This is a genomic window from Pseudomonas sp. 10C3 (genome assembly GCF_036346185.1).
Classification (GTDB): Bacteria; Pseudomonadota; Gammaproteobacteria; order Pseudomonadales; family Pseudomonadaceae; genus Aquipseudomonas.
Genome location: NZ_JASJVE010000009.1, coordinates 42,368 through 68,432 on the forward strand (window position 1 = coordinate 42,368; position 26,065 = coordinate 68,432).

The window sequence follows — 26,065 nt, forward strand, 5'->3', positions numbered from 1 at the left end:
TGTCAAAACGCCAGCTGCTGCGCCATTCATCAGAAAGTATTCAGTGGGACACAATGGAAGACACCGATTTGCAAGCGCTGATGGCTCGACTGGAGTTGCTGATTAAGCGTGTCGAGCAACTTAAAAGCCAAAATGGACTCTTAGTAGCTCAGGAAAAAACCTGGCGCGAGGAACGCGCTCACCTCATTGAGAAAAACGAAATCGCCCGTCACAAGGTTGAATCGATGATTTCGCGCCTCAAAGCCCTGGAGCAAGACTCATGAGTTCAAATAACAGCGTTACCGTTCAGATCCTCGACAAAGAATACTCGATCATCTGCCCTCAGGAAGAGCGCACCAATCTGGTCAGCGCGGCGCGTTATCTGGACGGCAAAATGCGCGAAATCCGCAGCAGCGGCAAAGTCATCGGGGCCGACCGCATCGCCGTGATGGCGGCACTGAACATCACTCATGACTTGCTGCACAAGCAGGCAGTGCCTGACGTTCAAGCCAGTGGCTCGACCCGCGAGCAAGTACGCGATCTGCTGGAAAGGGTTGATCTAGTGCTGGCCACCGATCCGGAACCCAGCCAAAAGTGATTCTTGCGTAACGTTTCGGGTATACTTGCGACCGCTCCCTGGAGTGCTTGCCAGTCGGTCATGTCCCTGAGCCGATACGCACAACCACGGGGGTTGCACGTTGGGGACGGTGTGCATGTCCGCTTGACGGAAAGCCTTAAGTCCTCCTGCAATCTCCACCTTGAACTTTCGGGTTCAAGGGCTACACCGACAGCGGTTCGTCGGGGAGTCTTTTATTTCTGTCCATTGCCCGTCTCGCTGACTGGCAATGGTCATCACGCGTACGCCGCCGTGCCGTACTCGCTTCTGGATCAGCGCAGATGACCAATCCCGCGCCTCTTTCACGCCAGCAACTTCGCACTCAGTTGCGCAAGGCCCGTCGCGCCTTGAACCCAAGCCAGCAACGCCAGGCCGCTCTCGGCTTATACCGGCAGTTGGCGCAACATCCTCTGTTTCGCCGCGCCAGACACATCGCCCTGTATCTCCCCAATGACGGTGAAATCGATCCGCGCCTGATATTGCGTGCGGCTCAACGACGCGGCAAGAAAACCTATCTGCCCGTGCTCAGCGCCTGGCCGCGAACCAAGATGGTTTTCCAGCAAGTGCGCCACGGCGAAAAATTCAGGCCCAATCGCTTCCGCATCCCGGAACCCCACATCAATGCGGCAAAGCAGCGCACGATCTGGGCCCTGGATTTGATTTTCTTGCCACTGGTTGGCTTTGATGACGTAGGCGGTCGGCTGGGCATGGGCGGCGGTTTTTACGACCGCAGCCTGGCCTATCAGGCGCGCAGAAAGGCTTGGCAGAAACCCGTGTTGCTTGGGCTCGCACATGAATGCCAGAAGGTGGAGCGATTGGCGCAAGCCAGTTGGGATGTGCCACTACAAGGCACCGTGACGGATAAGCGCTGGTATTGAATGGCTGATCCGCCCCACGCCAGGCATGGGAGCAATCAGTGTCGCTGCAATGGTTTTTTCTGCTGTTGTACGATTTCAACCGGAGCATCAGCGTTGTTTGCCCACAGGCTTTGCGCGTAACCCGTAGTCACCACACCCAAACCGAACAAGAAAGCCAATACCCACAATACATCCGGTTTGCGTTTCATCGACTGCCCCCCCTTAGGCAAATCAATACGATGTCCGCTACGGTTTTTATAGGCCGTGCAGCAGCGCGATGCTTAAAATCCCGGGCATTCTCCGACAACGCGAACTGACACGCAAATGCTGGCGTCAACCGACCGTCGGTTAGTCATGAAATCGTTCAACAACTTGACCATTACCCGATTCAGGAGCGCAACCCATGGCCCACTGGCTGATGAAGTCCGAGCCGGAAGAACTGTCGATCAACGACCTCCAGCGTCTTGGCGAAACCCGCTGGGACGGGGTGAGGAATTACCAGGCACGGAACTTCCTGCGGGCCATGGCGCCAGGTGACACGTTCTTTTTCTATCATTCCAGCTGTGCGGAGCCGGGTATCGTCGGCATCGGACGCATTGTCGACGCTGCCTACCCTGACCCCACTGCGCTGGACCAGGGCGGCGCTTATTTCGACGCCAAATCCAGCGCCGCCAACAATCGCTGGAGCGCGGTGAATGTTGGCTTCGTCGAAGCGTTTCCGAAAGTCATTAAAATAGGTTATTTAAAGCAGCAGAGCGCGCTGGAACAGATGCCGCTGGTGCAAAAAGGTACCCGGCTCTCGGTCATGCCGGTGACGCCTGATGAGTGGGAAGCGATCCTGGCGTTACGCTGATCAAGCAGAACCCGGCAGTCACGACCACGCCACATGCAGCACACTCCCAAACGGCGTACGCTTCGCCGACTGTTTGACTGACATCAAGGGAGTAAACCCGGGGTCTGTCAGAATTGGATGTACTAAGAGCAGGATGCACCCATGCCAACGAATCGCCGTCGTTCCAGTCTTTTTGCTATCGCCCTGATCGTGTTATTGGTCGCTGCCGGTGGCTTTGGTTACTGGAAATCTACCCGTGATCGCCTGCCCGAAGGGCTATACATGGGCAATGGTCGGTTGGAGGCCACCGAAGTACAGATCGCCAGCAAGATTCCGGGGCGTCTGGCCGAAGTCCGTGTGGATGAAGGCGACAAGGTGATCAAGGGCCAACTCTTGGCGCGCATGGACACCCGCACCCTGGAAGCACAACGGGCCCAGGCCGAAGCCGAAGTACTGCGTGCGCGGGAAAACTACGCTGCCGCCCAGGCCAATGTGCAATTTCGCCAAAGCGAACAACTGCTGGCCAACCAGGAACTCAAGCGCGCCCAAACCATGTTTGAGCGCGGGTACGCCAGCCGCCAGCAGATTGACCAGTTGCAAGCAAAGCTCGACACCTCCAACGCAGCAGTCGTCTCTGCCCGTGCGCAAGTCGGCGCGGTGGGCGCAGCCATCGGTGCCGCTCAGGCACAGGTTGCACAGCTGACCAGCGAGATTGACGACAGCAGTTTGCGCGCCCCTCTGGACGGCATTATCCAGCTGCGCCTGGCCGAGCCGGGTGAAGTATTGGCCGCAGGCGGACGGGTGTTGCTGCTAATCGACCCCAATGATCGATACATGAATCTGTACCTGCCGACCTCGGTCACCGGCAAGCTGACCGTCGGCGACGATGCACGCATCCTGCTCGACGCACTGCCCCTCCAACCCTTGCCAGCCCGTATCAGTTTTGTCGCGGACAAGTCGCAATTTACCCCCAAAGAAGTTGAAACCAGGGATGAGCGACAAAAACTGGTGTTTCGGGTCAAGTTGCGCCTGACCGACGTCAGCGCCATCCCTCAAGCCAAGTCGGGCATGCCAGGTGCAGGTTACGTACGCACCGCCACAGTGGACTGGCCGGCTAACCTGCAATGAGCGATATGGCGCTGCAAGCCAAGGGTGTCAGCCACCGTTATGGCAAACGGCAAGCCCTGAGCGACATCAGCTTTAGCCTGCCCAGCGGCACCCGATGCGGGCTGATCGGCCCCGATGGGGCGGGCAAGTCCAGCCTGTTGGCGCTGATTGCCGGAGTGAAAAAGCTTCAGCAAGGCGATTTGCAGGTGCTCGGCGGCTCAATCGAGAAACGCAGCCATCGCAGCAGCCTCTATCCGCGTATTGCGTTCATGCCTCAAGGCTTGGGCAATAACCTGTACCCCGAGCTGTCCATCCGGGAAAACATTCATTTCTTTGCCACGCTGTTTGGCCTGTCCCGGGCCGAGAGCGATCAACGCATGCTCAACCTGCTGGCCGCGACGGACCTGACGAGTTTCGCTGACCGCCCGGCAGGCAAGCTGTCCGGCGGCATGAAACAGAAGCTGGGACTGTGTTGCGCGCTGATCCATGAACCCGACCTGCTGATCCTCGACGAACCCACCACCGGCGTTGACCCGTTGTCACGTCGGCATTTCTGGGAGCTGGTCGAGCAGGTACGCAGCCAACGGCCGCAACTGACCCTGCTGGTGGCCACCGCCTACATGGAAGAGGCCGAGCAGTTCGAGCAGTGTCTGATGCTGGATCGTGGCAAGTTGATCGCCCAGGGTTTGAGCAGCGAGCTGGCGGGCGCCACGCCAAGCGGCAAACTCGACGAGGCGTTCACTCACTTCCAGAGCGACAAGCGCCGCAACAGCGAGCCACTGGTGATAACACCGCGCGTGGGCGACAACAGCGAAATCGCCATTGAGGCCCACGAGCTGACATTGCGTTTCGGCGACTTTACCGCAGTGGACAAGGTCAGCTTTGCCATCGGCCGAGGCGAGATTTTCGGCTTCCTCGGTTCCAACGGTTGCGGTAAAACCACGACCATGAAGGTCCTCACCGGCTTGATCCCGGCCAGCGAAGGCAGCGCCACGCTGCTGGGCAAGGCCGTGGACGCCAAGGATCTGGAGACACGCAAGCAGGTCGGTTTCATGTCGCAGAGCTTCTCGCTGTATGGCGAACTCAGCGTGCAGCAGAATCTGGAGCTGCATGCGCGACTGTTCGATTTACCCAAAGACCAAAGCCGCGAACGGATCGCCGAGCTGATCCAGCGCTTCGACCTTGGCGACGTTGCCACGCAGCAGTCCGGCGACTTGCCTCTGGGCTTGCGTCAGCGTCTGTCATTGGCCGTTGCAGTGCTGCACCGCCCTCAGGTGTTGATCCTCGATGAGCCTACCTCGGGCGTCGACCCGGCCGCTCGGGATGACTTCTGGCGCTTGCTGATCGAACTGTCCCGCGAGCAAGGGGTGACGATCTTTCTTTCCACTCACTTCATGAATGAAGCCCAGCGCTGCGACCGTATCTCGTTGATGCACGCCGGTAAGGTGCTGGCCTGCGATACGCCCGCCGCGCTACAGAAGCAGTTCGGTGGCGAAACGCTGGAAGCTGCATTTGTCACCTGCCTGGAGCAAGCTCAGGGCAATACCGAAAAAGCTCCGTCCAACAGTGAAACCATCCAGGGTGTTGAACCCACGGCACCCAAGGCGACGAAACGAGGTTTCACCTTCGCACGTCTGATCGCCGTGGCCAGCCGTGAAGGCAAAGAGTTGCTGCGCGACAAGGTTCGCCTTGGGTTTGCGCTACTGGGCGCGATGTTCATGATGGTGATCTTCGGCTACGGCATTTCCCTGGATGTCGAGAACCTGGCCTTCGCGGTGTACGACCAGGACCAGACACCGCAAAGTCGCGCCTACCTGGAAGCATTCCGCAGCTCCCGGTATTTCGACGAACGTACGCCCATCACCGATTCGGTCCAGCTGCACAAACGCCTGCAACGCTCGGAGATAAAACTGGCACTGGAAATCCCGCCCGGCTTTGGCCGTGACCTGTATGCAGGGCGGCAACCCGCCGTCGCCGCATGGCTCGATGGCGGCATGCCGTTTCGCGCCGAAACCAGCCGCAACTATGTGGAGCAGGTGCATCAGGACAACATGGTGCAAATGGCGGCGCTGAGCAGTCGACCTCAAGGCCCCGGTGCCGCCGCGAAGCTGGAAACGCGCTTTCGCTACAACCAGGATGTGGTCAGCGTGAACGCTATCGGGCCCGGTGTCATGGCGCTGATCCTGGCGTTTATCCCGGCAATGCTCACGGCGTTGGGCATCGTCCGCGAAAAGGAACTGGGCTCGATCACCAACTTCTACGCCACACCTCTGACCCGCCTGGAGTTCCTGCTGGGCAAACAGGTGCCCTATCTGGTGGTCAGCCTGATCAACCTGGCCCTGCTGGTGGCGATGAACCTGTGGCTGTTTGGCGTACCGTTCAAGGGCAGTGGCCTGACCCTGGCATTCGGCGGATTGCTGTACGTGCTGGCGACCACCAGCCTCGGCCTGCTCATCTCGGCCTTCACCCGCACGCAAATTGCCGCGATCCTCGGCACCATGATTCTGACTAGCCTGCCGACCATTCAGTTTTCCGGGCTGATCGTGCCGCGCTCATCCCTGGACGGCGCCGCAGCGGTCTCGGGCATGTTGTTCCCCGCAGGGTACTTCCTCGACATCGCCGTAGGCACCTTCACCAAAGCGCTGGACCTGCGTGAACTCTGGCCGCAGTGCCTGGCGCTGTTCGGGTTCTTTATTGCCTTCACCGGGCTGAGCCTGGCCATGTTGAAAAAGCAGGAGGCCTGATGAACAAACTTGCACACATCTGGCGCCTGGGCTTCAAGGAACTCACCAGCCTCGGGCACGATAGCGTATTGCTGCTGTTCCTGCTGTACGCCTTCACCGTGGCGATTTACATGCCGGCCGCCGGCTCCGTGATCGGCGTCCACAATGCCAGCGTGGCAATAGTCGATGAAGACCACAGCCATGTGTCCCGACAACTCAGCGAGGCGCTGCTGCCCCCAGAATTCCAGGTTCCGATGCCGTTGGCCTACAACCGGCTGGATCAGACCATGGACGGCGGTCAGTACACCTTCGTCATCAACGTACCGGCCAACTTTCAGGCCGATCTCCTGGCCGGTCGTCAGCCCACCGTGCAGGTCAACGTCGATGCCACCGCCATGAGCCAGGCGTTCATGGGTGCCGGTTACATTGCACGGATCTTCCAACGGGTGCTGCTCGAGTACAGCGGTCAGGACGCCGCCGCCCGCAACGTACCCGCGACTATGACCACGCGGGCGCTGTTCAACTCGAACCTGGAGGGCGGCTGGTTTCTAGCGGTGATTCAGATCGTCAACAACATCACCATTCTGGCGATCGTCCTGACCGGCACCGCGCTGCTGCGCGAACGCGAGCACGGCACCCTCGACCACTTGCTGGTCTTGCCGTTGACCGCGCTGGAAATCATGCTGGCGAAAATCGGCAGCAACGCGCTGGTTGTGGTGGTGTGTACCTGGCTTTCACTGGAAGTGATCGTCAAGGCCGCGCTGGGCGTGCCGCTGGCCGGGTCCATGAGCCTGTTCCTGATGGTCACGGCGTTTTATCTGTTCGCCAGTACCGCACTGGGGATATTCCTCGCTACCCTCGCCCGCTCGACACCGCAGTTCGGGTTGCTGGCGATTCCGGTGATCATCCCCATGCTCCTGCTTTCAGGCGGCAGCACCCCGCTGGACAGCATGCCGCAGTGGCTGCAATGGGTCATGCAGGCCTCGCCTTCCACCCATTTCGTCAGCCTCAGCGCCGCGATTCTGTTCCGCGACGCCGGGCTTGCAGTGGTCTGGCCCGACCTGTTGGCGCTGATCGCCATCGGCTTGCTGTTCTTCGTGGTTGCGCTGATGCGCTTCCGCAAAAGCCTGGCCTCATAGAGGCCAGAGACAGGCCCGATTACTGAACGATCAGGTTGTTGAAGAGCAAGTCTTCGACAATCGGCTTACCTTCTTCATCATTCATGATCTGCTGGGTCTGCTTGAGCGCTTCCTGACGCAGCTTCTCCTTGGCCTCGACGTTGTTCATGGTCTCAGCGGTTTGCTGGGAGAACAACGCGACCAGCTGATTACGAATCAGCGGCTCGTTGCGCTTCACCGCCTTCTCGGCATCCCCGCCAGTAACCCGCAGCGCGATATCGGCCTTATAGACCCGCAGCTTCGGCCCGCCATCCAGGGCGTAGTTGCCGACAAACGCAGGCGTCAGCGTGACATAAGCCACTTTCGTCGCATCGCCCTCTTTACCTTCCTTGCTTTCTTGAGCCGATGCCGCCAGGGGCAGTGACAACGCCAACAACATGATCATCCACGCTTTCACAGTTCACTCCTTATCCGATTTGCTGTGTAGCTTACTTCAGCTTGAGCCAGCTTATGCCTGCTTATCAGGCCGGGGCATGCTGATTGACCCATAAACCCACCTATCTACACTTATCGGCTATAACTCCAAAAGGAATAGCCCGATGAAAGCCGTGCTGTGCAAAGCCTTCGGTCCCGCCGAAACGCTGGTACTGGAAGAAGTCCCCAACCCTGAAGCGAAGAAAAACGAAATCGTCATGGACGTGCATGCTGCCGGGGTAAATTTTCCGGACACGCTGATCATCGAGGGCAAATACCAGTTCAAGCCGCCCTTCCCCTTCTCACCGGGCGGCGAATCGGCAGGCGTGATTTCAGCGGTCGGTGAAAAAGTCAGCCATCTTAAAGTCGGCGACCGGGTCATGGCCCTGACCGGCTGGGGCAGCTTCGCCGAACACGTCGCAGTGCCCGCCTACAACGTGCTGCCGATGCCTGAAACGATGGACTTCACCACCGCAGCCGCGTTCAGCATGACCTACGGCACCTCGATGCACGCGCTGAAACAACGCGCCAACCTCCAACCCGGCGAAACCCTGCTGGTGCTCGGCGCCTCAGGCGGCGTCGGCCTGGCCGCCGTCGAAATCGGCAAAGCCATGGGCGCCAGAGTCATCGCCGCCGCCAGCAGCGCCGACAAACTCGCCGTCGCCAAAGCCGCTGGCGCCGATGAACTGATCAACTACAGCGAAACCAACCTCAAAGACGAAATCAAACGCCTCACCAACGGCCTGGGTGCCGACGTCATCTATGACCCGGTCGGCGGCGACCTGTTCGACCAGGCCATCCGCGCCATCGCCTGGAACGGTCGGTTGCTGGTAGTCGGGTTTGCCAGTGGCCGGATTCCAGAATTACCGGTTAATTTGGCATTGTTAAAGGGGGCTTCGGTGGTTGGGGTGTTCTGGGGGTCATTTGCGCAAAGACAGCCTCAGGACAATGCCGCCAACTTCCAGCAGTTGTTTAACTGGTATGCGGAAGGAAAGTTGAAACCACTGGTGTCTCAGGTCTATCCGCTAGAAAAAACGGCGGATGCGATTAATGCGCTGGGACAGCGGAAAGCCGTTGGAAAGGTGGTGGTGCGGGTTCGTTAATGCCCAATCCATAACAGCCGACTTGTCTGTGCGGCGTCAAACACAAGACGCGGACTGACACCGTTTCAGCCGCGCCTCTAGGTTCAAATCCGGCATGGCGTGGCTGCGCAGGGCGCTGACGGTTTGTTCGACGTAGTCGCGGGTCGTGCCGGAGCGGCCGCAGGCCGTGGCCAGCACTTGGCTCAGGACCGCGTCGGGCAGGTTGCCGGCGTAGCTGGGCAGGTGACGCTCAAGCACGAAACCCAATGCGCGGACCCGAGTGCCATCTTCGAGGCGGCAGCTGAGCCAATGGGGTCGGTAGGAGGGATAAGGCATCTCGCGCTGCCAGAGCGCCAATAAAGACTCTTGCAGACAGTCTTCGGGCAGGCGGTAGGCAAACCCGCTACATGAGCCGCCGCGATCCAGGCCAAACACCAGGCCGGGAAGTTCGGGCGTGCCACGATGTTCGTGGGACCACAGGTACAAACCACGATGATAACCGTGCACCCTACCGCGCTGCCGCTCCACGGCGGAGCATTCGGGGCGCCAGATCAAGGAGCCGTAGGCGAACAACCAGACAGGGCCACCCTGATGCAGCTTCATGGTGTTCTGCATTGAGTTCATCAGTTGTTCGAGGGTCAATTGCGGCCCCAGATCAATCACTGGTGGGTAACCGAGTTCCAGACCGGCATGAGCAGCCGTCATCAAACTATTGAATTCATTCCCCATTTCCTTCCCCCCTGGCCCTGCTACTGCCAGTTGTACCCGACCTTTGCGCCGCAGAACATCCCCGCTGGCATCGGGCGGGGAAACGCATCGACAACAACTTCGCCATCAGACGCTTAAATATCAGACTTTGTCGGAGGCTTGCCCGTCACGTTGCAGCGCCCACACGTCTGAAAATATTATGCAATAAATAATCCACCGCCCAGGCCCGCCAGCCTGAACCCACTCAAATGAGCAGATAAAAAGACCTGTCAGCTACTCCCATTGAGGAAAAAACAGGAACTTCCTATTCAAATCATGGACAATTTACCCTTTCAACCTATACGACCCGCGTATAAAGCCGCTTCATGGCAATACCGGCTGAGAGAGTTAGCAATAATGAGTACATCAGGAAAAAGCACGGTCTTGGCCGCGCTTTTGTTCATTTCGGCGACCTGCACGCAGGCTGCTGAAGAGTCGCAAGATAAAAAAGACGGCTTCTGGCTTGTTCAGGCCAGCGTCTACACCCGTCACTTTTCCTCCGACTCCGATCACAATGACCATCAACATCTGATTGGTCTGGAGCGCAACGAGGCCTCAGGTCTGGTCTATGGCGCGGCAAGCTTTCGCAACTCGTTCGACCAACAGTCGGCCTACGCCTATATCGGCAAGCGCTATGAGAGCGCCAATTATCCGGTCTATGTGAAGATCTCGGGCGGGCTGCTTTATGGATATCGTGGCGAATACCGCGACAAGATCCCTCTGAATCGCTTTGGCATCGCGCCAGCGATCATCCCGTCGGTGGGTGTTCACTTCGGCCCCGTCACCACCGAACTGGTTCTGCTGGGGACCTCGGCGACCATGATCAACGTCGGCGTACGCTTCTAAAGCCTACGCACAGACTTGCTACGCCCTTGGGGCGTAAGCAAAGACATCGGCACGCATCTGATGCGCATCCATGCCCGCTGATACCAAGGCGTCGAGGGTGGCGTAGATCATCGCCGGGGAGCCACTGCCGTAAACATACACCGACGACAAATCGCTGATGTCTTCGCACACGGCTTCATGGAGCATGCCGCAACGACCTTCCCAGCCGCACAAATCACTGACCACTTTATGCAGGTGCAGGTTAGGCAATTGCTTCCACTCGTCCCAATGGGACAGCTCATAGAAGTCTTCAGGCCGCCGCACGCCCCAGTACAGGTGCACCGGGTGTTTGAAACCCTTGGCACGGCAATGCTCGATCAGGCTGTGCATCTGCGCCATACCCGTACCCGCGGCAATCAGCACCAGTGGCCCCTCGGGCAATTCAGCGAGATGGGTATCGCCGTAGGGCATTTCGATGTGCACGATGCGATTACGCTGTAATTGTTCGATCAGGCTCTGTGCGCTGGCTTCGCGCACCAGCACATGCAACTCCAGATCGCGCCCGCAATGGGGGGCCGAGGCCATGGAAAAGGCTGATTTCTCGCCATTTTCGCGCTCGATCATCAAGTACTGCCCGGCGTGATAGCGCGGCGGCTTGCCAGCGGGAGCTCTCAAGCCGACCCGCCACACATCGCCACCGACTTCGACGCACTCACTCACCTGGCAGGCCAGTTTGCGCACCGGCAGTTCTCCGCGCGCCAGCACCCCGTCCCACATCACGATGCAGTCTTCCAGGGGCTCGGCCAGACAGGTGTAGATCTCGCCATGATTCAGCGTCACCCCTGCCTGCAATACGCGGCCTTCCACCAACAACGCGGCACAAATATGGCAGTTACCATTCCGGCAGCTTTGTGGGCATTCATAGCCAAGACGTGTCGCGGCGTCGAGTATCCCTTCGCCGGGCAACATCTCCAGTACCGCACCAGACGGCTGCAAGGTTACGCGCATCAATCTATTCCTAACTCGTTCCAGATATCGTCGATCCGGCGTGTCACCGCCTCATCCTTGACGATAACCCGACCCCACTCGCGCGTGGTCTCTCCCGGCCATTTGTGAGTTGCGTCCAGGCCCATCTTCGACCCCAATCCGGACACCGGCGACGCGAAGTCCAGATAGTCGATGGGTGTGTTATCGATCATCACAGTGTCACGCTTGGGGTCCATCCGCGTGGTGATAGCCCAGACCACGTCGTTCCAGTCACGGGCATTGATGTCGTCATCCGTGACGATAACGAATTTGGTGTACATGAACTGTCGCAGGAACGACCAAACCCCCAGCATTACGCGCTTGGCGTGGCCGGGATACTGTTTCTTCATGGTCACGATGGCCATGCGGTACGAGCAACCTTCAGGCGGCAAGTAAAAGTCCGTGATCTCCGGGAACTGCTTTTGCAGAATCGGCACGAAGACTTCGTTCAACGCCACACCGAGAATCGCCGGTTCATCAGGTGGCCGCCCGGTGTAGGTGCTGTGATAGATCGGTTTTATCCGGTGGGTAATGCGCTGGACGGTGAACACCGGGAAGCTGTCGACTTCGTTGTAGTAACCGGTATGGTCGCCGTAAGGGCCTTCGGCAGCCATTTCGCCGGGATGGATCACGCCTTCCAGGACGATTTCCGCACTGGCAGGCACTTGCAGGTCGTTGCCACGGCACTTGATCAGCTCGGTGCGATTACCCCGCAGCAAACCGGCAAAGGCGTATTCAGACAGGCTGTCAGGCACCGGCGTGACGGCACCGAGAATAGTCGCGGGGTCTGCACCCAGCGCCACCGCCACCGGGAACGGCTGGCCAGGGTGTTTATCGCACCACTCCTTGAAGTCCAGTGCACCACCACGGTGGCTGAGCCAGCGCATGATGACTTTGTTACGGCCAATGACTTGCTGACGATAGATACCGAGATTTTGCCGGTCCTTGTTCGGACCCTTGGTGACTGTCAGTCCCCACGTAATCAGCGGACCGACATCGCCCGGCCAGCAGGTTTGTACCGGCAGCATCCCGAGATCGACATCATCGCCTTCGATGACCACTTCCTGGCACGGTGCGTCTTTGACGACTTTAGGCGCCATGGCAATGATTTTTCGGAAGATCGGCAGCTTCGACCAGGCGTCTTTCAGGCCTTTAGGCGGCTCGGGTTCCTTGAGGAACGCCAACAGCTTGCCGATTTCACGCAGCTCGCTGACGGCTTCGGCGCCCATGCCCATCGCCACGCGCTGAGGCGTGCCGAACAGGTTGCCAAGCACCGGAATGTCGTAACCGATGGGCTTTTCGAAGAGCAGAGCCGGACCTTTGTTGCGCAGGGTCCGGTCGCAAATTTCAGTCATCTCAAGCACCGGCGAGACAGGCACCTGAATGCGTTTCAACTCTCCGCGCTGCTCAAGCTGCTGCACGAAATCCCGCAGATCCTTGAATTTCATTAACCAGGCCATTCATCAAATAGACGCACATCCTACCTGCTCTGAAGGTCGGCGGCAGCTCATCAACGCGCAATAGCTGCGCTTAACGGGGATTTTCAGCTAAAAAAAATGGTGCCCCGAGGGACACCATTCTTTTCACACGGTCCGACCTGTTATTTACGCTTCATCGACAGGAAGAACTCGTCGTTGGTCTTGGTCTGCTTCAGCTTATCGATCAGGAACTCGATAGCAGCGACTTCGTCCATCGGGTGCAGCAATTTGCGCAGAATCCACATCCGTTGCAGCTCGTCATCAGCGGTCAGCAACTCTTCGCGGCGGGTACCGGAACGGTTGATGTTGATCGCCGGGAACACACGCTTTTCAGCGATTTTGCGATCCAGAGGCAGTTCCATGTTGCCCGTGCCTTTGAATTCTTCGTAAATCACTTCATCCATCTTCGAGCCGGTTTCAACCAGCGCGGTGGCGATGATGGTCAGCGAGCCGCCTTCTTCGATGTTCCGTGCAGCACCGAAAAAACGTTTCGGTTTCTCCAGGGCGTGAGCATCGACACCACCGGTGAGCACTTTGCCGGAGCTTGGAATCACGGTGTTGTAGGCGCGAGCCAGACGGGTGATGGAGTCCAGCAGGATGACCACATCCTTTTTGTGCTCGACCAGACGCTTGGCCTTCTCGATCACCATTTCGGCGACCTGGACGTGCCGGGTTGGCGGCTCGTCGAATGTCGAGGCAACCACTTCGCCGCGCACAGTGCGCTGCATTTCGGTCACTTCTTCCGGACGCTCATCGATCAGCAGTACGATCAGATGCACTTCCGGATTGTTACGTGTGATGTTCGCCGCGATGTTCTGCAGCATGATGGTCTTGCCAGCCTTTGGCGGCGCAACGATCAAACCGCGCTGACCTTTACCGATCGGGGCGCAAAGATCGATCACCCGGCCAGTCAGGTCTTCAGTGGAACCGTTACCGATTTCCATCTTCATGCGAACTGTCGGGAACAACGGCGTCAGGTTTTCGAAAAGAATCTTGTTCTTCGCGTTTTCCGGACGGTCGTAGTTGATCGTGTCGACCTTGAGCAGCGCGAAATAACGCTCGCCCTCTTTAGGTGGACGGATTTTGCCGACGATGGTGTCGCCAGTGCGCAGGTTGAAACGGCGGATCTGGCTGGGAGAGACGTAGATATCGTCTGGACCGGCAAGATAGGAAGCGTCTGCAGAGCGGAGAAATCCGAAGCCGTCCTGGAGAATCTCCAACACACCATCACCGGAAATTTCCTCGCCGCTTTTGGCGTGCTTTTTCAGCAGGGAGAAAATCACATCCTGCTTGCGCGAACGGGCCATATTTTCTATGCCCATCTGTTCGGCCATTTCGAGCAGATCGGTAATCGGCTTTTGCTTGAGTTCAGTCAGGTTCATATAGGAATGACGTAATCATGTATGGGAGGGGAAATTAAGCTTTTGGCTTAATGAGGCCGCGCCGCAGAGAAAGCGACAGGATCGCGTACTAATTCGAAAGGAGAGCGTCGGCGACGGCTAGCAGGGGACAACGGAGAAACCATTGCGGGGCCGAATGTAACACCTGACTTTCAGGGCGTCTAGTCCCGCACAATGAAAAAGCCCCGCAATCTGCGGGGCTTTTGGTGTTTCAGATATTTGCGTCGAGAAACGCCATCAACTGCGACTTCGACAGCGCGCCCACCTTGGTGGCCTCTACGTTGCCGTTCTTGAACAGCATCAGTGTCGGGATACCGCGCACGCCATGCTTGGCTGGCGTTTCCTGATTTTCGTCGATGTTCAGCTTGGCGATGGTCAACTTACCCTTGTAAGTCTCGGCGATCTCGTCCAAAACAGGGGCAATCATCTTGCAAGGGCCACACCACTCCGCCCAGTAATCAACAAGTACAGGACCGGCAGCCTGGAGGACATCGGCGTCGAAGCTGGCATCGCTGACGTGTTTGATAAGGTCGCTACTCATGGAAAGTCTCCGAGGTCGTAGGCTAAAAACGTCGCTCATCATAGCGGGACTGGCCGCATTCAGGAAGTCAGGGGTGATTGAGTCTCGCTATGACGATGCATGAGCCTGGTTATGGCGATGAGCATCTCACCTCAATCGGGCTCCAATCCTTGGCCTTCCGCACGCAACTGAGCGGAGAGAAGCGAATTTATTCGCGAATGGCCTGACTCGGGTGGCTTGACGCGACGCTTCGCGTTGGCGCCAGAGGTGGATCGTGGCACGATGGCCGGGTTATCGACCGAGACCATTGATCATGCTGCAGTCCCCACCCAAGAATCTTTCTTTGATAGCCGCCATCGACCTGGGCTCAAACAGCTTTCATATGGTCGTGGCCAAAGCCAATCTTGGCGAAATCCGGATACTGGAGCGGCTGGGCGAGAAGGTTCAGCTGGCGGCCGGGATCACTGAAGAGCGCCTGCTCACTGAAGAATCCATGCAGCGCGGGCTCGATTGCCTCAAGCGCTTTGCCCAACTGATCAACGGCATGGAGCCTGGCTCGGTGCGGATCGTGGGCACCAATGCCCTGCGTGAAGCACGCAACCGCATCGAGTTCATCCGCCGCGCCGAAGAGATTCTTGGTCATCCCGTGGAAGTGATCTCCGGCCGCGAAGAAGCCCGCCTGATTTACCTTGGCGTGTCCCATACGCTGGCCGATACGCCTGGCAAACGCCTGGTGGCCGACATTGGTGGCGGCAGTACCGAATTCATCATCGGCCAGCGCTTCGAACCGCTGCTGCGCGAAAGCCTGCAGATGGGCTGCGTCAGCTACACCCAACGCTATTTCCGTGACGGCAAGATCACCCCGGCCCGTTATGCACAGGCCTATACGGCGGCGCGTCTGGAAATCATGAGCATCGAACACGCGCTGCATCGCCTGAGCTGGGATGAAGCCATCGGTTCGTCTGGGACCATCCGCGCCATTGGCCTGGCACTCAAAGCCGGCGGACATGGCACGGGTGAAGTCAACGCCGAAGGGCTGTCCTGGCTCAAACGCAAGATGTTCAAACTCGGCGATGTCGAGAAAATCGACTTTGAAGGCATCAAGCCTGACCGCCGGGCGATTTTCCCGGCAGGTCTGGCGATTCTCGAGGCGATTTTCGATGCGCTGGAACTCAGCCGCATGGATCACTGCGAAGGCGCCCTACGTGAAGGTGTGCTCTACGACCTGATGGGCCGCTACCATCATGAAGACGTCCGTGAACGCACCCTCAGCTCGCTGATGGAGCGTTACCACGTTGACCTTGAACAGGCCGCCCGTGTCGAGCACAAAGCCCTGCACGCCCTTGAGCAGGTCGCTGCGGCCTGGGACCTGGAAGACGATCTGTACAGCGAGCTGTTGAGCTGGGCCGCCAAGGTGCATGAAGTGGGGCTGGACATCGCCCACTATCACTACCACAAGCACGGCGCGTACCTGATCGAACACTCTGACCTGGCCGGTTTCTCCCGCGAAGATCAGCTCATGCTGGCCCTGCTGGTGCGTGGCCACCGCCGCAATATTCCCAAGGACAAGTTCGCCGAGTTCGGCGATGAAGGCATCAAGCTGATTCGCCTGTGCGTGTTGCTGCGCTTTGCGATCCTGTTCCATCACATTCGTGGCACCCAAGAGATGCCGCAAGTGACCTTGCACGCGAACGGTCAGAACCTGGACGCGCTGTTCCCGGACAACTGGCTGGAAAACAACCAACTGACTCAGGCCGACTTCGCGCAAGAAGCGGAGTGGTTGACCCGAGTCGGTATCGTCTTCAGCGTACGCTGAGGACCGGGTTGCTCAGGCGCTCAAGCAGAGTGGCCTGGGCGCTGCGTGGGTTCTGGTTGCCGGTTGGCGTGCTGCGGACGTAACGACCGTCCGAGTGCAGGATCCAGGCATGGGTGTTGTCGGTCAGGTAACTTTCCAGCTCCCTCTTGACCCGCAGGATCAACTTTTTGCCTTCCACCGGGAAGCAAGTCTCGACCCGCTTGTCGAGGTTGCGCTCCATCCAGTCAGCGCTGGACAGGTACATCTGCTCTTCACCGCCATTGAGGAAGTAGAAGACCCGCGTGTGCTCCAGGAAGCGACCGATGATCGAGCGCACATAGATGTTGTGCGAAACGCCGGCAATTCCAGGACGCAGGCAGCACATGCCCCGCACCACCAAATCGATACGCACGCCAGACTGACTGGCCTTGTACAACGCGCGAATGATCTTCGGATCAGTCAATGAGTTGAACTTGGCGATGATGTGCGCCGGCTTGCCATCGAGCGCGAACTGCGTCTCGCGGGCAATCATGTCGAGCATGCCTTTTTTCAGGGTGAACGGCGCATGCAGCAGCTTCTTCATGCGCAACGTTTTACCCATGCCGATCAACTGACTGAACAACTTGCCGACGTCCTCGCACAAGGCGTCATCGGAGGTCAGCAGGCTGTAGTCGGTATACAGGCGAGCATTGCCGGCGTGGTAGTTACCCGTCCCCAAGTGCGCATAACGGACGATTTCACCGGCTTCACGGCGCAGGATCAGCATCATCTTGGCGTGCGTTTTGAAGCCGACCACACCATAAATCACCACCGCACCGGCCGCTTGCAGACGGCTGGCCAGTTGCAGGTTGGATTCTTCATCGAAACGCGCACGCAACTCGATCACGACCGTAACTTCTTTGCCGTTACGCGCAGCATCGACCAGCGCATCGACGATTTCCGAGTTGGCGCCGCTGCGGTACAGGGTCTGCCGGACCGCCAACACATGCGGGTCTTTCGCTGCCTGACGCAGCAGGTCCACCACGGGGGTGAAGGACTCGAACGGGTGCAGCAGCAGAATGTCCTGCTTGCTGATCACGTTGAAAATGTTCTCGCTGTTCTGCAACAGCTTGGGGATCGCTGGAGTGAACGGCGTGTACTGAAGCTCAGGATGGCTGTCCAGGCTGGTGATACTGAACAGACGCGTGAGGTTGACCGGACCGTTGACGCGATACAGTTCGGTGTCGCTCAGGTTGAACTGTTTGAGCAAGTAGTCGGACAGGTGTTTCGGGCATGTATCAGCGACTTCCAGGCGCACTGCATCGCCATAACGACGCGAAAAAAGTTCGCCACGCAGAGCACGGGCCAAGTCTTCGACGTCCTCGGTATCGACCGCCAGGTCGGCGTTTCGGGTCAAACGGAACTGGTAGCAGCCCTTGACCTTCATGCCCTGGAACAGGTCATCGGCGTGAGCGTGGATCATCGATGACAGGAATACATAATTGTCCCCTGTCCCACCGATCTCTTCCGGAACCTTGATGATTCGCGGCAACAGACGCGGTGCCGGGATGATCGCCAGCCCTGAGTCGCGACCGAAGGCGTCAACGCCTTCCAGCTCGACGATAAAGTTCAGGCTCTTGTTCACCAGCAACGGAAACGGGTGCGTTGGGTCGAGCCCGATCGGGGTGATGATCGGCGCAATTTCGTCACGGAAATAGCGACGAACCCAAGCCTTGAGCTTCGCCGTCCAGTAACGACGACGAATGAAGCGAACCTGATGTTTTTCCAGCTCGGGCAGCAAAATGTCGTTGAGGATCGCGTATTGGCGATCAACATGACCATGCACCAGCTCGCTGATCCGTGCCAGCGCCTGATGGGGCTGCAAACCGTCTGCGCCCGCCTGTTCTCGAGCGAAAGTGATCTGCTTCTTCAGGCCGGCAACACGAATTTCGAAGAACTCATCAAGGTTACTGGAGAAGATCAACAGAAACTTCAGCCGCTCCAGTAATGGATAAGACTCGTCCAGCGCCTGTTCCAGTACCCGAATATTGAACTGCAATTGCGACAGCTCGCGATGGATGTACAGGCTGCTGTCGTCCAGGTTCGGGATGACGATGGCCTGTGCCACCGGTACGGGTAGCACTTCAGGGACGGGCAGCACTTCGATGCTTGGCTCAACCACCGGCTGAGCCTCCTGGACGGCGATCTGAACAGCTGCTTCGGTGAGTCCTTCGGTATTCATGGGTGTTCCTGATAGGGACTATTGCCCTTTTAACAGTTGAGCAGCACGAACGGCGAAATAAGTAAGAATGCCGTCAGCACCTGCACGTTTAAAAGCGGTAAGGGACTCAAGAATCACACCCTCACTCAACCAGCCATTCTGGATCGCGGCCATGTGCATCGCGTACTCACCGCTGACCTGATAGACGAAGGTCGGTACCTTGAATTCGTCTTTGACCCGGTACAGGATGTCCAGGTACGGCATACCCGGCTTGACCATCACCATATCAGCCCCTTCAGACAAGTCGGCCGCGACTTCGTGCAGCGCCTCGTTGCTGTTGGCCGGGTCCATTTGATAGGACGCCTTGTTGGCTTTACCCAGGTTCAGCGCCGACCCTACCGCATCGCGGAACGGCCCGTAGTAGGCGCTGGCATATTTCGCCGAGTACGCCATGATCCGCACATTCACGTGATCGGCAAGCTCAAGGGCTTCGCGGATCGCCTGAATGCGACCGTCCATCATGTCAGAAGGCGCAACTACTTGCGCGCCGGCAGCCGCATGGGACAGCGCTTGTTTAACCAGCGCATCGACGGTGATGTCGTTCTGCACATAGCCATCTGCGTCGAGAATGCCATCTTGACCGTGCGTGGTAAACGGATCGAGGGCAACGTCGGTAATCACACCCAACTCAGGGAAACGATCACGCAGCGCGCGAGTGGCTCGCTGAGCAATCCCCTCAGGGTTCCAGGCTTCAGCACCATCAAGGGATTTTTTCTCGGGTGCGGTCACCGGAAACAACGCCAACGCCGGAATGCCCAGCGCCACCCACTGCTCAGCTTCCTGCAACAACAAGTCGATGCTCAGACGCTCAACGCCCGGCATCGACGAAATCGTTTCACGACGGTTTTCACCATCGAGAACAAAAACCGGAAGGATCAGGTCGTCGACGGTCAATACGTTTTCACGGACCAGGCGACGGGAGAAATCATCACGACGATTACGGCGCAAACGGGTAAGAGGAAACAAGCGGTTGGCGGGGGTAAAGCTCACGGCAAGACTCCATAGCCCGCGCAGGCGGGCAAGCGTGACAGTTATAAGCCACCATTATGACCAATGTATGACATCTATGCGCAACGTGCGACGGTAGGACGCAACCATTGTCTCCGTAGGAATTCTTCACGTCGAGACACATATCCACACTTTCCTGAATGTCTTCTAAGCGTTAGGCTGCGCGTTCATTTCGCCAGCACCCAGACAATGCTCCAACAATTTTTGCAGGACTTTGGCTACTTTGCCCTTTTCCTTGGAACCTTTTTTGAAGGTGAGACGATCCTTGTCCTCGCCGGCTTTCTTGCGTTCCGAGGTTACATGGATATCAACATGGTCGTGGTCGTGGCCTTCCTTGGAAGCTACGCCGGTGATCAGCTTTGGTATTTCCTGGGGCGTAAGCACGGCCGCAAGTTGCTGGCACGCAAACCGCGCTGGCAGTTATTGGGTGACAAGGCCCTGGAGCAAATTCGCAAACACCCGGATATCTGGGTGCTGAGTTTTCGCTTCGTCTATGGGCTGCGTACCGTGATGCCGGTGGCGATTGGCCTGTCCGGTTATCCGCCTGGGCGCTACCTGCTGCTCAATGGCCTGGGTGCCGGTGTCTGGGCCGCGGCACTGGGTGCGGCCGCTTATCACTTTGGCGCACTACTCGAAGGTCTGCTGGGTAACGTCAAAAAATATGAGCTTTGGGTGCTGGGCGCCCTGCTATTGCTTGGCGGCGTTCTGTGGCTACGTAGACGAATCAAAGCCGCACGCATTGCCAAAGAGCTGGAAATGACGTCCGCCAAAGTCGTCACCGTTGACGTCAAGAGTCAGCCAAACGAATGAAATGTCCGCGAGCGCAATACAGCCCCATTGCGCTCAGCAGCACGTAAGTCAGCAAGGTCACCCAGCCCAGCGGACTCACGGCCCAAAGCCCCAGCGCCTGCGCAAGCCCCATTAACGGCACGTTCAGCACCAGACGGGCGCACTCCAGCTTGATCGCCCCAGGCCGGTTCTCCAGCGCCACGCCGAGCACAAACAAACCAAGCGTGACCCAGACCCAGCCGAGCACCAGTGCCGGCGGGGCCAAGCTGTCGCCCACCCCCATCAGGTAGCTGCCCAACGCAGCATGGATAGCGAACTGCGCGGCGATGTAGACCTGCTGCGAACGGCTTAACGGCACCTCGAATTTGCGAAACTGGCTCAGGTCTGCCTTGCCCAGCGGGTACTTGGTCGCGACATCCGCCGGGCGCCAGCCGGTGCGCATAAACCAGATCCGCAGCGCATCCCACAGGCTCTCGGTACGCCGTGCGTCGGCGGCAAGTTGGGCGTAAAACTGCACGTTTGCCCATAATGGATTCCAGCTCGCCAGTGGCGTGGTGACACCGAAAATCGTTGGATCACTGTCCAGCTCTTCCTGGAAAGAACCCAATAATCTGTCCCAGACAATGAACACTCCGCCGTAGTTGCGATCCATGTAAACAGGGTTCTGCGCATGGTGAACACGATGATTGGACGGGGTCACGAACACCCATTCGAACCAGCCCAGCTTGGGAATGTGGCGGGTGTGCACCCAGAACTGATACAACAAATTGAGCGCCGCGACGCTGACGAACACCAGCAAGGGCACGCCCAGCACTGCCATCGGCAGGTAGAAAATCCAACTGAGCAGAAAGCCGGTACTGGTCTGACGCAGAGCCGTGGAGAGGTTGTACTCCTCACTCTGGTGATGGACTGAATGCGCCGCCCACAATACGTTGCGCTCGTGCCCCATGCGGTGCAGCCAGTAGTAACAGAAGTCATAGAGCACGAACGCAAACACCCACACCCATGGGCTGTCGGGCGAAAGCTGCTGCAGCGACAGATGCTCAAGGGCAAACGCGTAGGTCAGCACGCCGACGCCCTTGGTCAGCAAGCCGCTGGTAGTCGACAGCACGCCCGTGCTCAGGCTGTTGATCGAATCGGACAAGCGATACGTATTAACCTTGCGCCAACGATCAGCCAACAGCTCCACGGCAATCAGCACAAAGAAGAACGGCACGGCATACAGAATCAAATTCATGGGGTTGCCACTCAGGAGGCCTCTTGCCAAAGATTAGGCCCGGATTGGCCAAAACCCTATGGCAGCGAATGACAAATTAGTGGACATTTAACGACATTCTTGTCACAGCCTTTAAAGAAACGGCCAGCGTGCGAATCAGCCGATTCAGCGCCATGAACAGGAGCAAAAACGCGATGCAAAAGAGAGTGGCAGTGATTCTTTCCGGCTGCGGCGTCCAGGACGGAGCGGAGATCCATGAGAGCGTCCTCACCCTGCTGCGCCTGGACCAACGCGGCGTCGAGGTTCAATGTTTTGCCCCTGATATTGCGCAACACGATGTGATCAACCATCTGACCGGCGAAAAAATGTCCGAGTCGCGCAACGTCCTGATCGAGTCTGCACGTATTGCCCGTGGCGCGATCAAGGATATTCGCGAGGCCAATGCAGAGGATTTTGATGCGCTGATCATGCCGGGTGGATTTGGCGTGGCGAAAAACCTGTCCAATTTCGCCTTCGAAGGCGTCCATTGCAGCCTGCAGCCTGAGCTTCTGACGCTGGCCGAAGCCTTTGCCGAATCAGGGAAACCCATAGGGTTGATCTGCATTTCCCCCGCGTTGGCCGCGAAAATCTATGGGCCGGGCGTAACCTGCACCATCGGCAACGACCCGGACACCGCCAAGGCCATCTGCAAAATGGGCGGCATCCACAAAGAGTGCGCAGTCGACGAGATTGTCGAGGACACCGCACGCAAACTGGTCAGCACCCCGGCCTACATGACCGCCCAGTCGATCAGCGAATCGGCGGCCGGGATCAACAAACTGGTGGATCGGGTGATTGAGTTGACGCAGGAAAACGACGATTAACGGTGAACATCGCCCAATCCTGACTTAAGGGTATTCCCGCGCCAGCCGCGTCAGAATCCTGTCCAGCGCATTGGCGAACGCTTGTTTTTCACGGTCGCCATGGGGCGCTGGGCCACCGCTCATCTGGCCCTGATCACGCAGGTCAGTGAACAGGTTTCGCACCGCCAGACGATCCCCCATGTTCTGCGGGTCGAACTCGCGGCCCCGAGGGTCGAGTGCCGCAACGCTTTTTTTGATCAGCCGATCCGCCAACGGCACATCGCTGCAAATCACCAGTTCGCCCGGCACGGCATGCTCGACCAGGTAATCATCCGCCGCGTCTGGCCCGCTGGGCACCACGATCAATTTGACGCACGCGTACGTCGGTTTGACCTGGCTTTGCCCAGCCACCAGCAATACCTCGAAATGACGCTTCAAAGCGAACTTGATGACTTGGTCTTTAGCTGCCCGGGGGCAAGCGTCGGCATCGATCCAGACGCGCATACAGTTTTCCTAGACCGCCAGAATGCGGCGTTTCTCAGCCAAACGGCTACGGCCATACAACACGGCAATCGCTAACAAGGCAACTGCCTGTGCTGACAGCGAGTACGCGTCGGCATGAATACCCAGCCAATCGAACTCGAAGAACGGCACCGGACGCGTGCCGAAGACTCCAGCCTCTTGCAACGCCTTGACACCATGCCCGGCAAACACCACCGACAACCCGCACAGCAGCCCTGCGTTGATGCTGAAAAACAGCGCCAGTGGCAGCTTGGCCGAACCGCGCAAAATCACCCAAGCCAGACCGACCAACAACACCAGCGCCGTCGCGCCGCCAGCCAGCACGGCGTTATGACCCGCTGGACCGGCCTGCAGCCACAGGGTTTCGTAGAACAGGATGACCTCGAACAACTCGCGATAGACCGAGAAGAAGGCAAGGATTGCGAAGCCAAAACGGCCACCACCGCCCACCAGGCTGCTCTTGATGTAATCCTGCCAGGCGGCGGCATGACGGCGGTCATGCATCCATACCCCGAGCCACAACACCATGACGCTGGCAAACAATGCCGTGGCACCTTCAAGCAATTCACGCTGAGCGCCGCTGACATCAATCACATACGCGGCCACCGCCCACGTCGCGAGACCCGCGAGCAGGGCCAGCCCCCAACCCATGTTGACGCTGCGTACCGCCGACTCCTGGCCAGTGTTGCGCAGGAACGCCAGAATCGCCGCCAGCACCAGAATCGCTTCCAGACCTTCGCGCAGCAGAATCAGCAGACCCGAGATATAGCTCAGCGACAGACTCAGGCCATCGCTGCCGAGCAGATCCGCCGATTGTTTGAGCAGGGCTTTAGCCGCTTCCAGCTTCTGCGCTGCCTGCGCTACCGGCAGGCCATCCTGCAACGACTGACGGTAAGCCATCAGGGATTTTTCAGTGGCCTTGCGAACGTTGGGGTCGACGTTGTCCAGCGAGCTTTCAACCAGCTCAAACCCTTCCAGATAGGCCGCGACCGACAGGTCATACGCTTGCTCGTGATCGCCTGCACGGTACGCCGCCAGGCTCCTGTCCAGCGTCATGCGGGTGTATTCGAGCAGTTGCCCCGGCCCACGTTGTGCTTGCGGTGGCTGGGCGCGCTGGGCACGGAAGGTCGCGGCAACCTCAACACCTTGAGCCGCACTCACTTCTGCCGGCGTTTGCCGGGCCAGATCGGCCAAACTGAATACCGGGCCTTTGGCCGCAGCGGGATCAGCCGTGAAACTGGCGATATAGGTCGCCACGTCCCAACGCTGACGGTCGTCCAGTTGGTCGGCGAACGCGGGCATGTCCGTGCCTTGCACGCCCAGGCCCAGCGTGTTGTAAACGTCATACAGACTTAAGTGGTCGAGTCGGGCCTTGTTACGCAGATTGGCGGGCGGCGGCGTCAAACCAATCCCGGCCGGACCATCACCCGCCCCGGCGTCACCATGGCACACCGAACAATGCTGGGCGTATAACGGCGCACCGCGGGCAGGATCGGGGGTGATTGCCGGGGCTTGGCTGACTTCGTACGTCACCGCCAGCTTCGCCGCCAGTAGTCGAGCCTGGCGCGCTACAGCCGCGCCCTCTTGATGCTCGCTCACGGCCTCGCGCAAGCTGCCAACGCCCTGCTCCAGCTCCGTGCGCTCCGCACGGGCAGGCAACGTGACAATCAAACCCTGCAAGACGGTCAGAAATTCCAACTGTTCGCGGTATTCAGATTCATCGATGACCTTTCCATCAGCAACGGTCGCGGGATAGTCCGCACCTATATAACCCAGCATGTGTAACGCCTGAGCGGCGCCATCAACAGGGTTAGCCAGCAACTCGAAGCTGCACAGGACAAACACGGGCAGCATCAGCCAAGCCCAAAAACGGGAGGGGAAAGACATCAAGGAATCCCAAATAAGAATGCGTTGTATTACATTGTATCAATATTTCTCGTTCGCATGCAGCTGCGTTTGGGATGGACGGTGCGACACCGCGCCGCACAGCCTCCTGAGCATGTCTGTGGGTGCGATGGTCTGTTCGCGAACGAGACTGCGCGCGCCCAACGCGCAATCTCTGCAGGAGCGAATTCATTCTCGATGACGGCAAGTCGGGCATCGACGATTTGAATCAAGCGGTACCGCGATGGATCGTGGCCAGAAATGCCGCTGCACCGACGAACAATCCAGCAAAGGTCCGGTTCATCCGGCGCTGCTGCTTAGGCGTGCGCAGCAGGCGCAGCACTCGCGAAGCCAGCCCGGTATAACCGGCCATCACCGTCAGGTCGACCGCAACCATAGTGGCGCAGATGATCAGGTATTGGGCGAGGAGCGGCTGATGCGGGTCGATGAATTGCGGCAGGATCGCCAGCATGAACACCAGGGCCTTGGGGTTGCTGATATTCACCAGAAAGCCGCGCATGACCAAGCTCAAGGGCCGACCAATCGGGCGTACGGCGGCGTCATCGGCCATGTCGCTGGGCAGCGCGCGCCATTGTTTGATGGCCAGATAGACCAGATAGAGTACGCCAAACCATTTGATCAGGCTGAAGGCCAGTGCGGACGCTGCAAGGACTGCACCCACACCCGCCGCAACAATCGCAATCTGCAACACCAGCGCCAATTGCAGGCCCAGCACGTTCCAGTAACCGCGCCAGAAACCGTATTGCAACCCGCACGACATGGACGCGATAGCGCCGGCCCCTGGAGACAGGCTGATAACCCAGCAGGCGGCAAAAAATGCCAGCCACGTTTCAAGCAACATCACACACCTCAGGCAAGACCGGAATGCCTTCTAAGCTAATGTTTGCGCCGAAAAATGACTATTTATATTTAAGGCCTGCGTGCCAATGCACAACAGGCCCGCG

At 58.4% G+C, this 26,065-nt stretch carries 25 protein-coding genes and 1 other RNA gene; 13 read left to right on the forward strand and 13 right to left on the reverse strand.

The genetic code is table 11. From position 1 onward, the window contains the following. Positions 1-53: 53 nt before the first annotated feature. The 4 genes from QN399_RS10390 to QN399_RS10405 all read left to right on the forward strand — a co-directional run bounded on the left by QN399_RS10390 (position 54) and on the right by QN399_RS10405 (position 1,473). Positions 54-263 carry a TIGR02449 family protein gene (locus QN399_RS10390; protein ID WP_322182934.1) on the forward strand — a complete coding sequence of 70 codons (210 nt, stop codon included), beginning with the start codon at positions 54-56 and terminating at the stop codon, positions 261-263. Next, entirely contained in the window at positions 260-577 is a 318-nt protein-coding gene (locus QN399_RS10395) for a cell division protein ZapA (protein ID WP_219062964.1), read from the forward strand. The genes QN399_RS10390 and QN399_RS10395 overlap by 4 nt, the downstream gene beginning before the upstream one ends. Positions 578-609: 32 nt before the next feature. Next, positions 610-788, forward strand: a non-coding RNA gene (gene ssrS, locus QN399_RS10400) — 6S RNA. Positions 789-876: 88 nt separating this feature from the next. Beyond that, the gene (locus QN399_RS10405; RefSeq protein WP_322176936.1) at positions 877-1,473 is read left to right on the forward strand and encodes a 5-formyltetrahydrofolate cyclo-ligase; all 597 of its coding nucleotides are present in this window, start codon (positions 877-879) and stop codon (positions 1,471-1,473) included. Between the two features lie 35 nt (positions 1,474-1,508). On the opposite strand, the gene QN399_RS10410 is transcribed toward QN399_RS10405, so the two are convergent. Beyond that, on the reverse strand, positions 1,509-1,661 hold the full coding sequence (locus tag QN399_RS10410) for a hypothetical protein (protein WP_322176937.1): 153 nt from the start codon (positions 1,659-1,661) through the stop codon (positions 1,509-1,511). 194 nt (positions 1,662-1,855) lie between these two features. On the opposite strand from QN399_RS10410, the gene QN399_RS10415 reads away from it, so the two are divergent. From QN399_RS10415 to QN399_RS10430, 4 genes are all read left to right on the forward strand, one after another. Continuing rightward, positions 1,856-2,305, forward strand: a complete 450-nt coding sequence (locus QN399_RS10415) for an EVE domain-containing protein (RefSeq protein WP_330200911.1) — start codon at positions 1,856-1,858, stop codon at positions 2,303-2,305. Between the two features lie 141 nt (positions 2,306-2,446). After that, positions 2,447-3,412, forward strand: a complete 966-nt coding sequence (locus tag QN399_RS10420) for a biotin/lipoyl-binding protein (protein WP_322176939.1) — start codon at positions 2,447-2,449, stop codon at positions 3,410-3,412. Next, complete coding sequence (rbbA, locus tag QN399_RS10425) at positions 3,409-6,135, forward strand: ribosome-associated ATPase/putative transporter RbbA (protein WP_330200912.1); 2,727 nt, start codon at positions 3,409-3,411, stop codon at positions 6,133-6,135. The genes QN399_RS10420 and rbbA overlap by 4 nt, the downstream gene beginning before the upstream one ends. After that, a complete protein-coding gene (locus QN399_RS10430) occupies positions 6,135-7,253 on the forward strand; it encodes an ABC transporter permease (RefSeq protein WP_322176941.1) in 1,119 nt (372 codons plus the stop codon). The genes rbbA and QN399_RS10430 overlap by 1 nt, the downstream gene beginning before the upstream one ends. 19 nt (positions 7,254-7,272) lie before the next feature. Here QN399_RS10430 and QN399_RS10435 read toward each other — a convergent pair whose 3' ends face one another. Further along, complete coding sequence (locus tag QN399_RS10435; RefSeq protein WP_322176942.1) at positions 7,273-7,689, reverse strand: flagellar basal body-associated protein FliL; 417 nt, start codon at positions 7,687-7,689, stop codon at positions 7,273-7,275. Positions 7,690-7,831: 142 nt separating this feature from the next. Between QN399_RS10435 and QN399_RS10440 the strand changes: the two genes are divergently transcribed. Then, a complete protein-coding gene (locus QN399_RS10440; protein WP_322176943.1) occupies positions 7,832-8,809 on the forward strand; it encodes an NADPH:quinone oxidoreductase family protein in 978 nt (325 codons plus the stop codon). A 36-nt stretch (positions 8,810-8,845) separates the two neighbouring features. On the opposite strand, the gene QN399_RS10445 is transcribed toward QN399_RS10440, so the two are convergent. Further along, positions 8,846-9,493, reverse strand: coding sequence for a gamma-glutamylcyclotransferase (locus QN399_RS10445; protein ID WP_322278476.1), 648 nt, complete (start codon positions 9,491-9,493; stop codon positions 8,846-8,848). A gap of 399 nt (positions 9,494-9,892) precedes the next feature. On the opposite strand from QN399_RS10445, the gene QN399_RS10450 reads away from it, so the two are divergent. Then, positions 9,893-10,381 carry a sn-glycerol-3-phosphate transporter gene (locus tag QN399_RS10450; RefSeq protein WP_322176944.1) on the forward strand — a complete coding sequence of 163 codons (489 nt, stop codon included), beginning with the start codon at positions 9,893-9,895 and terminating at the stop codon, positions 10,379-10,381. Between the two features lie 18 nt (positions 10,382-10,399). Here the strand turns inward: QN399_RS10450 and QN399_RS10455 are convergent, their stop codons facing one another. The 4 genes from QN399_RS10455 to trxA form a co-directional block, all read right to left on the reverse strand. Further along, positions 10,400-11,368, reverse strand: coding sequence for a CDP-6-deoxy-delta-3,4-glucoseen reductase (locus QN399_RS10455; protein ID WP_322176945.1), 969 nt, complete (start codon positions 11,366-11,368; stop codon positions 10,400-10,402). After that, positions 11,368-12,834, reverse strand: a complete 1,467-nt coding sequence (gene ubiD / locus QN399_RS10460; protein WP_322176946.1) for a 4-hydroxy-3-polyprenylbenzoate decarboxylase — start codon at positions 12,832-12,834, stop codon at positions 11,368-11,370. Before ubiD ends, QN399_RS10455 begins: the two co-directional genes overlap by 1 nt. Positions 12,835-12,986: 152 nt before the next feature. After that, the gene (gene rho / locus QN399_RS10465) at positions 12,987-14,246 is read right to left on the reverse strand and encodes a transcription termination factor Rho (protein WP_219062987.1); all 1,260 of its coding nucleotides are present in this window, start codon (positions 14,244-14,246) and stop codon (positions 12,987-12,989) included. Positions 14,247-14,475: 229 nt separating this feature from the next. Beyond that, a complete protein-coding gene (gene trxA, locus QN399_RS10470) occupies positions 14,476-14,805 on the reverse strand; it encodes a thioredoxin TrxA (RefSeq protein ID WP_219062988.1) in 330 nt (109 codons plus the stop codon). Positions 14,806-15,097: 292 nt separating this feature from the next. Here trxA and ppx point away from each other — a divergent pair, with 292 nt between their 5' ends. Next, positions 15,098-16,600, forward strand: a complete 1,503-nt coding sequence (gene ppx, locus QN399_RS10475) for an exopolyphosphatase (protein WP_322176947.1) — start codon at positions 15,098-15,100, stop codon at positions 16,598-16,600. Here the strand turns inward: ppx and ppk1 are convergent. Beyond that, positions 16,587-18,800 carry a polyphosphate kinase 1 gene (gene ppk1, locus QN399_RS10480; RefSeq protein WP_322176948.1) on the reverse strand — a complete coding sequence of 738 codons (2,214 nt, stop codon included), beginning with the start codon at positions 18,798-18,800 and terminating at the stop codon, positions 16,587-16,589. The genes ppx and ppk1 overlap by 14 nt on opposite strands. Before the next feature lie 18 nt (positions 18,801-18,818). Next, positions 18,819-19,829 (reverse strand): porphobilinogen synthase, encoded by a 1,011-nt coding sequence (hemB, locus tag QN399_RS10485; protein ID WP_322176949.1) that lies wholly within the window; start codon positions 19,827-19,829, stop codon positions 18,819-18,821. 207 nt (positions 19,830-20,036) lie between these two features. Between hemB and QN399_RS10490 the strand changes: the two genes are divergently transcribed. After that, positions 20,037-20,657 (forward strand): DedA family protein, encoded by a 621-nt coding sequence (locus QN399_RS10490; RefSeq protein WP_322176950.1) that lies wholly within the window; start codon positions 20,037-20,039, stop codon positions 20,655-20,657. On the opposite strand, the gene QN399_RS10495 is transcribed toward QN399_RS10490, so the two are convergent. Then, positions 20,635-21,873: a sterol desaturase family protein gene (locus tag QN399_RS10495; RefSeq protein ID WP_322176951.1), complete on the reverse strand. Its 1,239-nt coding sequence runs from the start codon at positions 21,871-21,873 to the stop codon at positions 20,635-20,637. The two genes, QN399_RS10490 and QN399_RS10495, sit on opposite strands and share 23 nt — an antisense overlap. Positions 21,874-22,046: 173 nt before the next feature. Here QN399_RS10495 and elbB point away from each other — a divergent pair, with 173 nt between their 5' ends. Further along, on the forward strand, positions 22,047-22,715 hold the full coding sequence (gene elbB, locus QN399_RS10500; RefSeq protein WP_322176952.1) for an isoprenoid biosynthesis glyoxalase ElbB: 669 nt from the start codon (positions 22,047-22,049) through the stop codon (positions 22,713-22,715). Positions 22,716-22,739: 24 nt separating this feature from the next. Here elbB and QN399_RS10505 read toward each other — a convergent pair whose 3' ends face one another. The 3 genes from QN399_RS10505 to QN399_RS10515 all read right to left on the reverse strand — a co-directional run bounded on the left by QN399_RS10505 (position 22,740) and on the right by QN399_RS10515 (position 25,962). After that, the gene (locus QN399_RS10505; protein WP_322176953.1) at positions 22,740-23,198 is read right to left on the reverse strand and encodes a YaiI/YqxD family protein; all 459 of its coding nucleotides are present in this window, start codon (positions 23,196-23,198) and stop codon (positions 22,740-22,742) included. Positions 23,199-23,207: 9 nt separating this feature from the next. Beyond that, on the reverse strand, positions 23,208-25,103 hold the full coding sequence (locus QN399_RS10510; protein WP_330200913.1) for a cytochrome c/FTR1 family iron permease: 1,896 nt from the start codon (positions 25,101-25,103) through the stop codon (positions 23,208-23,210). A 226-nt stretch (positions 25,104-25,329) separates the two neighbouring features. Then, on the reverse strand, positions 25,330-25,962 hold the full coding sequence (locus QN399_RS10515) for a LysE family transporter (protein ID WP_322218520.1): 633 nt from the start codon (positions 25,960-25,962) through the stop codon (positions 25,330-25,332). Positions 25,963-26,065: the final 103 nt, after the last annotated feature.